General features: G+C 65.4%; 11 protein-coding genes. 5 read left to right on the forward strand and 6 right to left on the reverse strand.

Annotated features, from left to right (window positions below; translation table 11 throughout):
- Nucleotides 1-92: 92 nt before the first annotated feature.
- Nucleotides 93-1,733, forward strand: coding sequence for a glutamate--cysteine ligase (gene gshA, locus P1P91_RS06180; protein ID WP_311885277.1), 1,641 nt, complete (start codon nt 93-95; stop codon nt 1,731-1,733).
- Between the two features lie 50 nt (nt 1,734-1,783).
- Nucleotides 1,784-2,239 (forward strand): disulfide bond formation protein B, encoded by a 456-nt coding sequence (locus tag P1P91_RS06185; RefSeq protein WP_311885716.1) that lies wholly within the window; start codon nt 1,784-1,786, stop codon nt 2,237-2,239.
- A gap of 681 nt (nt 2,240-2,920) precedes the next feature.
- Here the strand turns inward: P1P91_RS06185 and P1P91_RS06190 are convergent.
- The 4 genes from P1P91_RS06190 to P1P91_RS06205 all read right to left on the reverse strand — a co-directional run bounded on the left by P1P91_RS06190 (nt 2,921) and on the right by P1P91_RS06205 (nt 10,872).
- Nucleotides 2,921-4,123, reverse strand: a complete 1,203-nt coding sequence (locus P1P91_RS06190) for an IS110 family RNA-guided transposase (RefSeq protein WP_311885249.1) — start codon at nt 4,121-4,123, stop codon at nt 2,921-2,923.
- A gap of 781 nt (nt 4,124-4,904) precedes the next feature.
- Entirely contained in the window at nt 4,905-6,107 is a 1,203-nt protein-coding gene (locus P1P91_RS06195; RefSeq protein ID WP_311885279.1) for an IS110 family RNA-guided transposase, read from the reverse strand.
- A 581-nt stretch (nt 6,108-6,688) separates the two neighbouring features.
- Nucleotides 6,689-9,772, reverse strand: coding sequence for an efflux RND transporter permease subunit (locus tag P1P91_RS06200; RefSeq protein WP_311885280.1), 3,084 nt, complete (start codon nt 9,770-9,772; stop codon nt 6,689-6,691).
- On the reverse strand, nt 9,772-10,872 hold the full coding sequence (locus P1P91_RS06205; RefSeq protein ID WP_311885281.1) for an efflux RND transporter periplasmic adaptor subunit: 1,101 nt from the start codon (nt 10,870-10,872) through the stop codon (nt 9,772-9,774). The genes P1P91_RS06200 and P1P91_RS06205 overlap by 1 nt, the downstream gene beginning before the upstream one ends.
- 261 nt (nt 10,873-11,133) lie before the next feature.
- Between P1P91_RS06205 and P1P91_RS06210 the strand changes: the two genes are divergently transcribed.
- The 3 genes from P1P91_RS06210 (at nt 11,134) to P1P91_RS06220 (ending at nt 14,525) form a co-directional block, all read left to right on the forward strand.
- Nucleotides 11,134-12,108: a malate dehydrogenase gene (locus P1P91_RS06210; protein ID WP_311885283.1), complete on the forward strand. Its 975-nt coding sequence runs from the start codon at nt 11,134-11,136 to the stop codon at nt 12,106-12,108.
- Between the two features lie 216 nt (nt 12,109-12,324).
- Nucleotides 12,325-12,738, forward strand: coding sequence for a DUF7282 domain-containing protein (locus P1P91_RS06215; protein WP_311885284.1), 414 nt, complete (start codon nt 12,325-12,327; stop codon nt 12,736-12,738).
- Nucleotides 12,739-12,986: 248 nt separating this feature from the next.
- Nucleotides 12,987-14,525, forward strand: coding sequence for an acetyl-CoA hydrolase/transferase family protein (locus P1P91_RS06220; protein ID WP_311885285.1), 1,539 nt, complete (start codon nt 12,987-12,989; stop codon nt 14,523-14,525).
- Between the two features lie 26 nt (nt 14,526-14,551).
- On the opposite strand, the gene P1P91_RS06225 is transcribed toward P1P91_RS06220, so the two are convergent.
- Together P1P91_RS06225 and P1P91_RS06230 are read right to left on the reverse strand one after the other, a co-directional pair.
- The gene (locus P1P91_RS06225; RefSeq protein ID WP_311885286.1) at nt 14,552-14,956 is read right to left on the reverse strand and encodes a YbaN family protein; all 405 of its coding nucleotides are present in this window, start codon (nt 14,954-14,956) and stop codon (nt 14,552-14,554) included.
- Between the two features lie 36 nt (nt 14,957-14,992).
- On the reverse strand, nt 14,993-15,382 hold the full coding sequence (locus P1P91_RS06230) for a SirB2 family protein (RefSeq protein WP_311885288.1): 390 nt from the start codon (nt 15,380-15,382) through the stop codon (nt 14,993-14,995).
- Nucleotides 15,383-15,412: the final 30 nt, after the last annotated feature.

The following is a 15,412-nucleotide window of genomic DNA, read 5'->3' on the forward strand; positions in this document are numbered from 1 at the left end:
GCCTGATGCTTTTATGCAGGCTCGCGACGGCGAGCCGGTTAACCAGGCATTCAGGCCCGCGACGGTGGGCCGCCTAACTGGGAGTGCACTCCTTGTCTGAACCACTCACCGTGCCGACCACGCTTGGCCAGCGCATCGCAAAACTGCTGCCGGCCGCACGCGACGGACGCCTGGGCCGCCTGCGCCGAGGTATCGAGAAAGAAGGGCTGCGCGTGGATGCGAGTGGCCATGTCGCTCAGACCCCCCATCCGGAAGCGCTGGGCTCGAAGTTGACTCACCCGCATATCACCACCGATTACTCCGAAGCGCTGCTGGAATACGTCACGCCGGTGCTCAGCGAGCCCCGAGAGGCGCTGGCGTTTCTCTCTGATCTGCACGCCTACAGCTATCGTCATCTGGACGGCGAGTGGATCTGGCCGGCGAGCATGCCGTCAAGGCTTTCGGGGAACGCAAGCGTGCCCATCGCCGATTACGGCACCTCCAACTCGGGGATAATGAAGCACGTCTATCGCAAGGGGCTGGACGTGCGCTACGGGCGCATCATGCAGGCCATCGCCGGGGTGCACTACAACGTCTCGCTGCCCGATGAGATGTGGCAGGCGCTGCGCGAGGTGGAAGGCCAGAGCGATACCGCGTTCAAGGATTACCGCTCGACGCGCTACTTCAGCCTGATCCGCAATTTTCGTCGCCACAGCTGGCTGCTGCTTTATCTGTTCGGCGCCTCCCCGGCCATCGACAAGAGCTTTCTCGACGGCAAGCCGGTGCCGTCCAAGCTCGAGCCGCTGGGCGACGATACCTATATGGCGCCCTACGCCACGACGCTGCGCATGTCCGATCTGGGCTACCAGAACTCGGTGCAGGAGCAGCTCAAGATCTGTTTCAACTCGCTGTCGAACTACGTCAATACGCTGCGCAACGCCATTTCCACGCCCTGGCCGGACTATCAGGCCAAGGGGGTGAAGGTGGACGGCGACTGGCGCCAGCTCAACGCCAACATCCTGCAGATCGAAAACGAGTACTACAGCGACATCCGGCCCAAGCGCGTGGCCCGGTCGGGAGAAACGCCGAGCCAGGCGCTCGAGGCCCAGGGCGTGGAGTACATCGAGGTGCGCTGTCTGGATCTCGATCCCTTCGAGCCATTGGGCGTCAGCGAACCCCAGATGCGCTTTCTGGACACCTTCCTCATGTGGTGTTTGCTCAGCGAAAGCCCGTGGATTTCCGATGAGGAGTGCGACCATCTGGACGACAACCGCCGGCTGGTGGTGGAGCGCGGCCGGGACCCGGCGCTGCGCCTGAACAAGGACGGCGGCGCCATCAGCCTGCGCCAGTGGGGCGAGCAGATTGTCGCCGAGATGCAGCCAGTGGCGGAGCTTCTGGACGCCGACGAAGACGGCACGCCGCACCTAGATGCTATCGCTGCGCTGGCCCCGCGGCTGCAGGATGCCTCGCTGACGCCTTCCGCCCGGCTGCTCGAGCGGCTGCGCGAGGAGAACGGCTCCTTTGCCGACGTGGTGATGTCGCTGGCTCGGGAGCAGGCCGACATGCTGCGCCGTCAGCCGGCCACCACGACGCGAGAATCCCTGATGGAACAGCAGGCGGTAACCTCGCGCCAGCAGCAGCGCGACATGGACGCCGCCGACGAGCCGTGCTTTGACCGCTTTCTGGAAGACTATTTTGCCCAGGCCCGGGAATCCCACGCGGTAACGCCGCTGAGCATGGGAGCCGCCCGGTGAGGCCGGCGTGGCGGTGGCTGCCCCTGGCCGGGGTGGCGTTCTGCGCGCTGATGATGGCGGTAGCCCTGGGGCTTGAGCATGTCGGCGGGCTCGAGCCCTGCCCGCTGTGCGTTTTCCAGCGCGTGGGCGTGATCGCGACCGGGGTTGTGCTGGCCGTGGCGGCAGGGCATAACCCCGACGGCCGCCTGGGGCGCGGGGTTTACGCCGTGCTGGCGCTTGCCGGTGTGGCCGGCGGCGCCTTCGTTGCCGGACGCCACGTCTGGCTGCAGTCGCTGCCCGCCGACCAGGTGCCGAGCTGCGGCCCGGGGCTTGACTACATGATCGACGTGCTGCCCCTGCAGGAAGTCATCGCCACGGTGCTTTCCGGCTCCGGCGAGTGCGCCGCCGTCGACGCGGCGTTTCTGGGACTGTCGCTTCCGGCCTGGACCCTGGTCGGTTTTATCGCGCTGGCGGCGTTTCCGCTGGCCATGCTGTGGCGCGCTGTGCGCAGCTGCCCGGTGGAGTAACGGGCAGGTCAAGGAACCTGTGGGAGGGCGGCTATGCCGCGCGAGGGGTGCCGTCAGGCACCCTGGGGTTTGCCAGGCTCCATAGCCGGTATCCGGCAGGCTGCGGCCGGCGTCGCCCGGTAAACCGGCCTCCCACACAGTCGGCCGGCCACGGAACCTGTGGGGGGCGGCTTTGCCACGAGGGGTGCCGTCAGACGCCCCCTGGGGTTTTCCTGCATAGCCGGCATCCGGCAGGCCTGCGGTTTGCGTCGCCCGGTGAACCGGCCTCCCACACAGTCAGCCGGCCACGTAGCCTGTGGGGTAGGGCGGCTTTGCCGCGAGGGGTGCCGTCAGGCGGCCTGGGGTTTGCCAGGCTACATAGTCCAGCATCCGGCAGGCCTGCGGCCTGCTTTCGCCCGGTAAACCGGCCTCCTGGTATGGATTGACCTGTCAACGACTGGCTGAGGCTAACTACATGCGATGCTCTCCATGCTCATGGCTCAGGAAGCGAAGGGCTGTTAGCGACGGTGGATCTCTCTGGTATTCGTGGGTTGGTTACCGACCTGTCATCACTTCGTCGCGGAGCTTCCCGGGTCTACAATCGAGGGTCACCTTACCCCGGAGGGCAGGGCCTCATAGGAGGAGCTGGGGTTCTCCTGTCGGCCCGACGCCCCCTGAGCCATGAACACGGGAACCGCACGGTTATGCCGTGGCCCGACTGCCGTGGGGCTTGCCCATGGCTTCACAGGCGATGGCCCACAAGAAGCCCGCCAACTCGCGAGCGACCGCCGTGGTCACTTGCTGTTTGGCCTTCCCCGTAGCGGCTAGCCGGCGATAACGGCCGCACAGGCGTTTCTGCGCCTCCCAGGCGATGGCTTGTACCATCGGGGACGTTCGCTCGGCACGCTGCTGGATAATACGAGTTTTGCGCGCCGGGTAGCGATAGCTCCAGGCCGACTCCACCAGCACACGCCTGACGTGACCGTTGCCCGTCTTGGTGATCCCGCCTTGTCGACGACTGCCGCCGCTGGAGTGCTCGCTGGGCACCAGGCCCAGGTAGGCCATGAGCTGACGGGGCGAGTCGAAGCGGCTGATATCGCCCAGCTCGGACAGCACGGTCATGGCGGTGATCAAGCTGACGCCGCGCAGCGCCATGAGCGCCTCCACCACGGGAGCCAGTGACCACTCGGTCAACGCGGCTCGCATCTGCTTTTCCAGGCCGGCCACACGACGCTCGGCTTCCCTGACGTTTTCGATGTACTCCTGCAACACAAGCTGTTGAATGGGCGAGTCGAATCGGACGGTTTCCAGCCAGCGGTAGTGTGCTGCTGTCCAACGGCTCTTGCCGGGATAGGGCTTGTTGTGGCGCAACAGGAACGCATTGAGACGTTGCCGTGCTCGGAGCTCGGCGGCCTTCATGTCTTCTCGCGCCCGTGTTAAGTCGCGTATGGCCTCCTGTTCAGCCGTTGGCACCCATACGGCCGTCAGTTCCCCGGCACGTGACAGGCGAGCCAGCAACACGGCGTCTCGTCGATCGGTTTTCACCCTGTCCCCCGGCCGCTGGGGAATCAGCGACGGCGCCACCACCTCACTATCATGCCCGCTAGCCTGGATCTGATGATAAATGCCGTAGCCGCATGGCCCCGCCTCGTAGCAGAACAGCAGCGGCTGCCCGGCAAAGCGTTCGCTCATTTGCCGAATCAGCTGATCGATGGCCTTGGGCTCGTTGGGTATTTCCCCCAGGAATTCAGGCGCTTGTCGACCTTCTTCTGCAACGGCGACAGAGATGCTGACCTTGTGGACGTCCAGCCCGATGTAGGCGGCATGGCCGCTGCCGACGGCGTTGAGCCGCTTTGCGGCTTCACTTTCTACAAGAACGGGATTTGTTGCGTTAGACTGTTTCATGACCTGCCTCCTTCAATATTGGCACTGTGTTGTGGTCCCTACTTCAACATAACCCACGACGTTGAAGCGGGGCAGGTCCATCCATCATGTCTACACAGTCGGCCGGCCAAGGACCCTGTGGGAGGGCGGCTATGCCGCGCGAGGGGTGCCGCCAGGCACCCTGGGGTTTGCCAGGCTCCATAGCCAGCATTCGGCAGGTCTGCGGCCGGCGTCGCCCGGTAAACCGGCCTCCCACACAATCGGCCGGCCACGGAGCCTGTGGGAGGGCGGCTTTGCCGCGCGAGGGGTGCCGCCAGGCACCCTGCGGTTTCCCTGCATAGCCGGTATCCGGCAGGCCTGCGGCCTGCGTCGCCCGGTGAACCGGCCTCCCACACAGTCAGCCGGCCACGTAGCCTGTGGGGTAGGGCGGCTTTGCCGCGAGGGGTGCCGTCAGGCGGCCTGGGGTTTGCCAGGCTGCATAGTCCAGCATCCGGCAGGCCTGCGGCCTGCTTTCGCCCGGTAAACCGGCCTCCTGGTATGGATTGACCTGTCAACGACTGGCTGAGGCTAACTACATGCGATGCTCTCCATGCTCATGGCTCAGGAAGCGAAGGGCTGTTAGCGACGGTGGATCTCTCTGGTATTCGTGGGTTGGTTACCGACCTGTCATCACTTCGTCGCGGAGCTTCCCGGGTCTACAATCGAGGGTCACCTTACCCCGGAGGGCAGGGCCTCATAGGAGGAGCTGGGGTTCTCCTGTCGGCCCGACGCCCCCTGAGCCATGAACACGGGAACCGCACGGTTATGCCGTGGCCCGACTGCCGTGGGGCTTGCCCATGGCTTCACAGGCGATGGCCCACAAGAAGCCCGCCAACTCGCGAGCGACCGCCGTGGTCACTTGCTGTTTGGCCTTCCCCGTAGCGGCTAGCCGGCGATAACGGCCGCACAGGCGTTTCTGCGCCTCCCAGGCGATGGCTTGTACCATCGGGGACGTTCGCTCGGCACGCTGCTGGATAATACGAGTTTTGCGCGCCGGGTAGCGATAGCTCCAGGCCGACTCCACCAGCACACGCCTGACGTGACCGTTGCCCGTCTTGGTGATCCCGCCTTGTCGACGACTGCCGCCGCTGGAGTGCTCGCTGGGCACCAGGCCCAGGTAGGCCATGAGCTGACGGGGCGAGTCGAAGCGGCTGATATCGCCCAGCTCGGACAGCACGGTCATGGCGGTGATCAAGCTGACGCCGCGCAGCGCCATGAGCGCCTCCACCACGGGAGCCAGTGACCACTCGGTCAACGCGGCTCGCATCTGCTTTTCCAGGCCGGCCACACGACGCTCGGCTTCCCTGACGTTTTCGATGTACTCCTGCAACACAAGCTGTTGAATGGGCGAGTCGAATCGGACGGTTTCCAGCCAGCGGTAGTGTGCTGCTGTCCAACGGCTCTTGCCGGGATAGGGCTTGTTGTGGCGCAACAGGAACGCATTGAGACGTTGCCGTGCTCGGAGCTCGGCGGCCTTCATGTCTTCTCGCGCCCGTGTTAAGTCGCGTATGGCCTCCTGTTCAGCCGTTGGCACCCATACGGCCGTCAGTTCCCCGGCACGTGACAGGCGAGCCAGCAACACGGCGTCTCGTCGATCGGTTTTCACCCTGTCCCCCGGCCGCTGGGGAATCAGCGACGGCGCCACCACCTCACCATCATGCCCGCTAGCCTGGATCTGATGATAAATGCCGTAGCCGCATGGCCCCGCCTCGTAGCAGAACAGCAGCGGCTGCCCGGCAAAGCGTTCGCTCATTTGCCGAATCAGCTGATCGATGGCCTTGGGCTCGTTGGGTATTTCCCCCAGGAATTCAGGCGCTTGTCGACCTTCTTCTGCAACGGCGACAGAGATGCTGACCTTGTGGACGTCCAGCCCGATGTAGGCGGCATGGCCGCTGCCGACGGCGTTGAGCCGCTTTGCGGCTTCACTTTCTACAAGAACGGGATTTGTTGCGTTAGACTGTTTCATGACCTGCCTCCTTCAATATTGGCACTGTGTTGTGGTCCCTACTTCAACATAACCCACGACGTTGAAGCGGGGCAGGTCCATCCATCATGTCTACACAATCGGCCGGCCACGGACCCTGTGGGAGGGCGGCTATGCCGCGCGAGGGGTGCCGTCAGGCCCCCTTGGGTTTGCCAGGCTCCATAGCCAGCATCCGGCAGGCCTGCGGCCTGCTTTCGCCCGGTAAACCGGCCTCCCACACAGTCGGCCGGCCACGGAGCCTGTGGGAGGGCGGCTTTGCCGCGAGGGGTGCCGTCAGGCCCCCTTGGGTTTGCCAGGCTCCATAGCCAGCATCCGGCAGGCCTGCGGCCTGCTTTCGCCCGGTAAACCGGCCTCCCACACAGTCGGCCGGCCACGGAGCCTGTGGGAGGGCGGCTTTGCCGCGAGGGGTGCCGTCAGGCACCCTGGGGTCTGCCAGGCTGCATAGCCGGTATCCGGCAGGCCTGCGGCCTGCGTCGCCCGGTAAACCGGCCTCCCACACAATCGGCCGGCCACGGAGCCTGTGGGAGGGCGGCTTTGCCGCGCGACGGCATCCCCACTGCGGCTTACCCTGAACGCCGCTCCCCCAGCACCAGCATGCAGGGCGTCAGTAAGAGCGTCAGCCCGGTAGCAAAGGTCAGCCCGCCGGCAATGGCGCTGGACATCTGCCCCCACCACTGGGTGGATGGCGCGTTGAAGCCCAGCGCCGGTGCCATCAGGTTGACGTTGATCCCCAGCACCATGGGCATCAGCCCCAGCACCGTGGTGATGGCGGTGAGCAGCACCGGGCGCAGGCGCAAACAGCCCGCTTCCAGCGCCGCCGCCGTTGGCGCCATCGGCGCGTCTGCCGTTTCGCCTCCCCGGCGCAGGGCGTTGTAGGTATCGATCAGCACGATGTTGTTGTTTACCACGATGCCGGCCAGGGCGATGATCCCCATACCTACCATGACCACGCCAAAGGCCTGGCCGGTGATCAAAAGCCCCAGCAGCACCCCGGCGGTAGAAAGCACAATCGCCGACAGCACCAGCAGCGCCTGATAGAAGCTGTTGAACTGGGTGACCAGAATCAGCGCCATCAGGCCGATGGCGACGGCAAAGGCGCTGAACAGAAACTGCGACGCTTCCTGCTGGTCTTCCTGCTGGCCGGCAACGTTGACCCGCGCGCCGTCGGGAAGCGCACCTTCCAGCTCGTTGAACAGCGTCTCCAGGCGCTCCGCGGACTGGGCTTCGGGCGCGAGGTCGGCCTTGACGGTGATTGCCCGCCGGCCGTCGATGCGGCTGAGCGTGCCCACCCGGGGCGACGGCGCGATGTCGACAAAGTGGGTAATCGGCACCTGGCCGCGCGGGGTGTTGAGGGTGAGACGCTCGAGCTGATCGAGCGAGCGCCAGCCTTCGGGCATCCGCACGCGGATATCCACTTCGTCGTTGGCGGTGGGCGGGCGGTATTCGGCGACTTTCAGGCCGTTGGTCAAAAGCTGCACGGCGCTGCCCACGGTGGTGACGTCGGCGCCCAGCCGGGCGGCGGCCTCGCGGTCGACCCGGATGCGCCACTCCACGCCCGGCAGGCTGCGGTTGTCCTCGATGTCGATAAAGCCGCCCAGATCGCGCATGGCGCTCTTGAGCCGGTCAACGGCCTGGTTGGCCTTGTCGGGCTCGGCGGCGCTGACTTCGAGCACCACGGGCTTGCCGCTGGTGGGGCCCATTTCCTGCTCCTGGGTTTCCAGCACGATGCCGGGGAGCGAGGCGGTGCGTTCGAGCATGTCGTCAAGGATGGCCCGAGCCGGGCGGCGCTGATGCCAGTCGATGAACTGAAACTGCAGCACGCCGATGACGTCGTTGCCCATCTGCTCGTTGGGCACGGCAAAGGAGCGGGCGTAAAGCGCTTCTACCTCGCTCATGCCGCCCAGGCGCTGCTCGACCCGCTTGACGATGGCGTCGGTTTCCTCGGCGGAAAAGTCGCCCCGGGCGCGCACCAGCATCTGGGCGCTGTCGGGCTCGACGCTGGGGAAGAAGTCCACTCCGTGATTGAAGCGCGCATAGCCGCTGTAGACCACGCCCATCAGCAGCACGGCCAAAAGCACTACCCAGCCGGGGTGGCCGAGCAGCCGGGCGAGCAGCTTGCGGTAGCCGCGGCCAAAGGCGGTGGCGTCGGCGGGGGTGGCGCCGGCTGATGCGGTAGCGCTGCGGCGGGTGAAGACGCTGCCGAGCGTCGGCAAAAACACCAGCGCCATGGCCAGGGACGCCAGCAGACACAGCACCACCGTGGCCGGCAGGTATTTCATGAACTGGCCGACCACGCCGGGCCAGAACAGCAGCGGCAGAAACACCACCAGGGTGGTGGCGGTGGAAGCAATCACCGGCCAGCTCATGCGCGTGGCGGCGGCAAGCCAGGCCTGGCGCGGCGCCATGCCGTCGCGCAGGTGGCGATCGGCCAGCTCGCTGACCACGATGGCGCCGTCCACCAGCATGCCGGCGACCAGGATCAGCGCGAACAGCACCACGATGTTGAGCGTGAAGCCCAGCGCCCAGATCAGCATGATGCCGGTGAGGAAGGCCCCGGGAATGGTCAGCCCGACGAGCAGCGAGGTGCGCCAGCCCATGGCGGCAACCACCACAATGAGCACCAGCACCACCGCGGTGAGCACGTTGTTCAACAGCTCGCCGAGCAGGTCCTCCACGGTGGTCGACTGGTCGAGAATGGTGGTCAGATCCAGAGCGTCGGGAAAGCCTTCGCTGGCGGTGTCCATCAGCTCGTCCACCGCGCTGATGGTGGCGATGATGTTGGCTCCGGCGCGCTTGGAAACCTCCAGCACCACGGCGGGCTTGCCGGCAATCCGGGCAAAGCCCTCGGGGTCCTTGAAGGTGGGGTGTATCCAGGCGACGTCGCCGAAGGTGACCACGCGGTCTTCTTCCACCTTGATCGGCATGTTCATGACGTCGTCGAGGTTTTCGATGATGCCGGGCACCTTGAGCGGCGTGCGTCCGGCGCCGGTATCGAGGCTGCCGGCGGCGACCAGGCGGTTGTTGTTGCGCACCCGGTTGAGCAGGGTGTCGAAGTCCAGCCGGTAGCTTGCCAGCACCAGCGGGTCGACGACGATCTCCAGCAGGTCGTCGCGCTCGCCGGCGATCTCGACTTCCAGCACGTCGGCGATGCCTTCGATTTCGTCTTTCAGCCGTCGGGCCACGGCCACGCGCTCGCGCAGGCCAAGCTCGCCGGAGAGCCCCAGGGTGAGTACCGGAAACTCGGAGACGTTGACCTCGTTGACCCGGGGTTCTTCGGCTTCATCGGGCAGGCTGCTGCGGGCGATATCGACCTTTTCGCGGACGTCGGAAAGGGCGGTGTCGGCGTCAAAGCCGGCGTCGAACTCAAGCGTAACCGAGGCGTGGCCCTCGCTTGCCTGAGCGGTGAACTTGTGCAGCCCTTCGATGCCGCGCAGCTCCTGCTCCATGGGGCGAATGAGCAGGCGCTCGCCGTCTTCGGGGCTGACGCCGTCAAGGGTCATCGACACGTAAATGATGGGAATGGTGACGTCGGGGTTGGCTTCCTTGGGGATCACCTGCCAGGCGGCGATGCCGGCAAGCAGCAGCCCTGTCAGCAGCATCAGGGTGGTGCGCGAATAGGTCATCGCGGCGTTGATCAGCCGGCGCATCAGCGATCACTCCCGGCAGCGTCGCCCGCCGGCACGGCCTTGACCGGGTCGCCGGGCGCTACCAGCCCGGCGCCCAGGGTGATCAGCCGGGTGGATTCGGGCAGGCCGGCCACGTAGGCTCGGTCGGTGTCGGCGCTCACCAGCTCGACGGCGGTCTGCCGGACGCGGCCGTCGTCGCCCAGGTGGCGCACGCTGAGTTCGCCGCTGTCGTTCAGGCGTAACAGCGCCGGGGACAGCGCGTGCACCCGGCGGGGCGGCAGCTCGACGCTGAGCTCGGCGCTGGCGCCGGCCAGCCTTTGGCGCTCGGGGTTGGCCAGGGTCGCTTCCATGTAGAAGCTGCGGGTGTCGTCCTCGGCGCGGCTGGCCACGTGGGTGAGCGTGCCCTCGAGAGCGTGGCCGCTGAGCAGCCGAGCGGTCACGCGCTGGCCTTCTTCGAGCGGGCCCACGTCCTGCTGGGAAACCCAGCCGATGCCCTTCAGCGTGTCGTCCGCGATCAGCCGCCCCCACTCTTCCCCGGGCTGCACCAGTTCGCCCAGGTCCACGCTGACGCGATCGAGGCGGCCGGCAAAAGGCGCCTTGGGGCGGGTGTCGGCCTGCTGCTTTTCCAATCGCGCGACCTCGGCGATGCCCTGGCTGAGCGCGGCGCGCCGGCGCAGCAGTTCGGTTTTGGCAATCAGCTCCCGGCGGCGCAGCTTTTCCGCGCCGGCAAGCTCCGAGCGCGCCAGCTCGACGTTGTCCCGGGCCTCTTTGAGGCGCTCGGGGAGGGCGTCGTTGTCCAGCACCAAAAGCGTCTCGCCCTGGCTGACGCGCTCACCCTGCTTGACCGGCTTGTCCTGCACAAAGCCCTCGACGCTTGCCCGCAGCGCCACGTCGCGCACGGCTTCAAGTTCGCCCTGCACCACCTGGACGGGCGTATACTCCATGCGCTTTATCTGCCGGGTTTCAACACGGGTGGGAGCGGGCTCTGAGGCGGCATCGGCGGGGGCCTCCGAGCGAAAGGCGTTGAAATCCCCCAGTACCAGCCACAGCGCCAGTGCGAGCAGAAGCAGGCTTGCCAATACGTAGGAAAAGGGCAGTCGTGAAAATCGCGGTTGCCGCATGGGCCTTGTGTCTCTCGCTGAATCATGGGGCGGTCCGTTGATGCGACCGCCACGGGAAAGCGCCGGGGCGTGAAAACGCCAGGCGCGAAGGCGCTTTAGCCTGCCCGATAGCCGGGCCAAAGCGCAACTTTGCCAGCCCTACTGTACGGCCAAGGTCGGGCCCTTGACTGATTGTGTTTTGCGTTGGCGACGCCTAACATCGAAAAGGGCGTCGCAGCGTTTGGCGTGGCGCACTCAAGGTGAAACAACCAAGGAGTCATGATGAAAGATCCCGTACGTATTGCGATTACCGGCGGTGCAGGACAAATCAGCTATTCGCTTATTTTCCGCATTGCCGCAGGCGACATGCTGGGGCCGGATCAGCCCGTCATACTTCAGCTGCTGGAGATCCCCCAGGCCATGGAAGCCCTCAACGGCGTGGTGATGGAGATCAACGACTGTGCCTTCCCGCTGGTTCGCGATATCGTCGCCACGGACGATCCCAACGTCGCCTTCAAGGATATCGACTACGGCCTGCTGGTGGGCTCCAAGCCGCGCGGCCCGGGCATGGAGCGCAAGGACCTGCTGGAAGCCAACGCGGCGATTTTCTCCGTACAGGGCAAGGCGCTCAACGATCATGCCAGCCGCGACGTCAAGGTGCTGGTCGTGGGTAACCCCGCCAATACCAACGCGCTGATTGCGTCGTGCAACGCGCCGGATCTCGACGCCGGCCAGTTTACCGCCATGACCCGCCTTGACCACAACCGCGCCATGACCCAGCTGGCCCAGAAGACCGGCAGGCACGTCAACGATGTGGAAAGCCTGATCGTCTGGGGTAACCACAGCGCCACCCAGTATCCGGATATTTCCCAGTGTCGGGTCGACGGCAAGCCGGCGCTGGAGCTGGTCGAGCGCGACTGGTACGAAAGCGATTTCATCCCCACCGTGCAGCAGCGCGGTGCGGCGATCATCAAGGCCCGCGGCGCCTCGTCGGCCGCTTCGGCAGCGGCGGCGGCCATCGATCACATGCACGACTGGGCGCTGGGCAGCGACGGCATCGTCAGCATGTCGATCCCTGCCGACGGCAGCTACGGCATCGAGGAAGGCATCATCTATTCCTACCCGGTGCGCTGCAAGGGCGGAAGCTATGAAATCGTCCAGGGCTTCGAGATCGACGCCTTCAGCCGGGAAAAAATGCAGGCTACCGAGAACGAGCTGCGCGAAGAGCGGGCGGCGGTGGAGCACCTGCTGGGCTGAGGCGCGCTTCTGCGGCGCCATGCGCAGCCGCATTCTGCCCGCGTGGCGGCAAGCAGCGAGGCCGCAAACAAGCAGGCAATATGAAAACGGGCGGTACGACGTGTACAGACTGCGTTTTGTTGTCTAGCTTGAAAAGTGCGCAGCGGTAGAATGACCTGCCGCACCGATCCAGCGCCCTTAAGCTTTATTCTCGGGCGCTACTCAAGGAGGTAACGTATGACACTTCGCAACGTATCCCTCTCGATGATGCTGGCACTGGGACTCGCCGGCACCGCCGGCACGGCAATGGCCGCAGACGGCCCGTCTCTCGAGGCGGACGCTCAGTCGCCGGGCAAGGAAGTGACCGTCAGCGTGACGGCCGATGAGAAAGGCTTTGTGGTAATCCACGACAGCAACGAAGAAGGCAAGCCCGTGGCGCCGGCGTCCATTGGCCACGCCGCCATTGACGGCCAGGACGAAGTCACCGTCGAAGTGGATCGCGAGCTCGAGTCCGGTGACAAGGTGTTTGCCATGCTGCACAAGGACACCGGTGAAGAAGGCAAGTACGAGTTTGGCGAAGGTTCCACCGACGTGGATCCGCCCATGATGGCCGATGGCGAGCCCGTGGTTATCCCCGTCGATGTCGAATAACGGTTCGGCTCTTGCCGTCGTCATGCTCAGCAGATAGGCAAGACGCTGTAAACTCATCGTAGCGCCATGGCCCCGGTTCGCCGGGGCCATTTTTGTATTGGGCCCTGGCCTGTAAGGGGTGCCGAGCCATGTGCAACTTTGGTCGCGAAACGCGGCGTTTTGCGCTGAAGCGTGGCATCATGCGTCGCGGTAATCGGCAGCGGGGCAGTCCCGGTTGCCGTCGCGACCTGTCTGCTGAAGGAGACCCCATGTTTGACGAGGATTTGGCCAGCCAGCGCTGCCGCTGGCCCCAGTGGCGCGATAAGCTGCGCACCGCCGAGGAAGCCGCGGCGCTGATCGAGGACGGCATGACCGTGGGGATGAGCGGCTTTACCCGGGCCGGGGAAGCCAAGGCCGTGCCCCGGGCGCTGGCTGAGCGGGCCGGCCAGGCGCCGCTTTCCATCACCCTGATGACCGGTGCGTCGCTGGGTAATGACCTCGACAAGCTGTTGACCGAAGCCAACGCGCTCTCCCGGCGCATGCCGTTTCAGGTGGATGCCACCCTGCGCCGGGCGATCAACGACGGCCGGGTCATGTTCATGGACCAGCACCTGTCCGAGACGGTAGAGCTTTTGCGCAATCGTCAGCTGGCGGAAATGGACGTGGCGGTCATCGAGGCCTGTGCGATCACCGAAGACGGCGGTATCGTACCGACTACCTCGGTGGGCAACTCGGCCAGCTATGCCATACTGGCCAACAAGGTCATCATCGAGCTGAACCTGGATTCGCCCGCGGCGCTGGAGGGGCTGCACGATATCTACATTCCGCAGATGCGCCCCACGCGCACGCCGATCCCCGTGGTCGCGGCGGATTCGCGCATCGGCACGCCGTATATTCCCATCGATCCCGACAGCATCGCAGCGATCGTGGTGACTCGGGGCAAGGACAGCGCCTCCACGGTGCAGCCGCCGGACGCCGATACCCAGCGCATTGCCAACCACCTGATCGACTTTTTTGCCGACGAGGTGAAAATCGGCCGCCTGACGCCGTCGCTGCTGCCGCTGCAGGCGGGTATCGGCAACATGGCCAACGCCGTGATGAGCGGGCTGGCCGAGGGCCCCTTCGAGCACCTGACCATGTATTCCGAAGTGCTGCAGGATTCCACCTTCGACCTGCTCGACAGCGGCAAGCTGGACTTTGCCTCGGGCTGCTCGATCACGCTGTCGGAGGAATGCGGCGAGCGGGTGTGGAACAATATCGATCGCTATCGCGATCGTTTGGTACTGCGTCCCCAGGAGCTTTCCAACCATCCGGGCATCGTCCGCCGGCTGGGGGGCATTTCGATCAACACCGCGCTCGAGATGGACATCTACGGCAACGTCAACTCCACTCACGTGAGCGGCACCAGGATGATGAACGGCATCGGCGGCTCGGGAGACTTTGCCCGTAACGCCCAGCTGTCGGTGTTTGTCACCAAGTCGCTGGCCAAGGGCGGCGATATTTCCAGCATCGTGCCCTTTGTCAGCCACGTGGATCATACCGAGCACGATGTGGATATCCTCGTCACCGAGCACGGTCTGGCCGACCTGCGCGGGCTGGCCCCGCGGGAGCGAGCGGTACAGGTGATCGAGCGCTGCGTGGATCCTTCCTACCGCCCGGCGCTGCACCGCTATTTCGCCGATGCCAAAAAGCGCGGCGGACATACCCCGCACTGCCTGGAGCAGGCGCTTGGCTGGCATGTGGCCATGGAAGAAGAGGGCCACATGCGCCGCTTCCGGTACGACGCGACCGCCGACGCGGTTTCCTGAGCGCGCGGCGCGGTAACGCTTTCGGGTTAGCGGCGCGGCGGGTTGGCGACGGGTTCTGACGGCGTGGCGGTGGCGTCGGGGCGAGTGGCGATAAAGGTGGCCACCCCGGCGAAGAACAGCGCCAGCGCGGCCAGTAGCCAGGGAGAGGCGCCGCCCAGCCACAGCGTGACGAGGCTGAATACCAGCAGCGCGTAGGCGGTGAGCTTGGCGCGGGGCGGAATGGCCCGCTGTTCGCGCCAGGCATAGAGGTAGGGGCCGAAGCGCGGATGGTACAGCAGCCAGTTGGCAAGCCGGGGCGAGCCCCTGGTAGCGGCCCACAGCGCCAGCAGCAGAAAGGGCGTGGTGGGCAGCAGCGGCAGCACGATGCCGGCGGCGCCAAGGCCGATACAAAGGTAGGCCAGTGCGCTCCAGGCTAGAGGGGCAAAACGCATGTCAGGCTCCTTTGAACTTGCAATGGTCGGCGCGGCTTAGGCGGCGGCAAGCCAGGAAAGCGCGCTGTGCTGCGTTGCCGCACCCAGAATATAGGCAAACACCGCCACGGCGGCAACGGCAAACAGCGCCCGGCTGGCCGGCGTGGCGCCGCGTTTGATCGCCACGGTACCCAGCACGATATACACGATCAGGGCGACGATCTTTGCCGTGAGCCAGCCCGGCAGCGGCCAGAAGTTGAGCATGACGGCAAGCGCCACGCCAAACGCCAGCAGCGCGGTGTCGATGACATGCGGGGCAATCTTTACCCAGCGTGCCTTGAGCACGCTGTTTTCGTTGACCGACCAGAACGCCCGCAGCACAAAGAAGATAAGACTCAGATAAGCGGCGGTTACGTGGAGGTGTTTGACGGCGGTGTAGCTTTCCATGGAATGCGTTCCTGTTGTCAGTGTGTTCCG

Origin of the sequence: Halomonas piscis (assembly GCF_031886125.1) — a bacterium.
In the GTDB taxonomy this organism is placed as follows: Bacteria; Pseudomonadota; Gammaproteobacteria; order Pseudomonadales; family Halomonadaceae; genus Vreelandella; species Vreelandella piscis.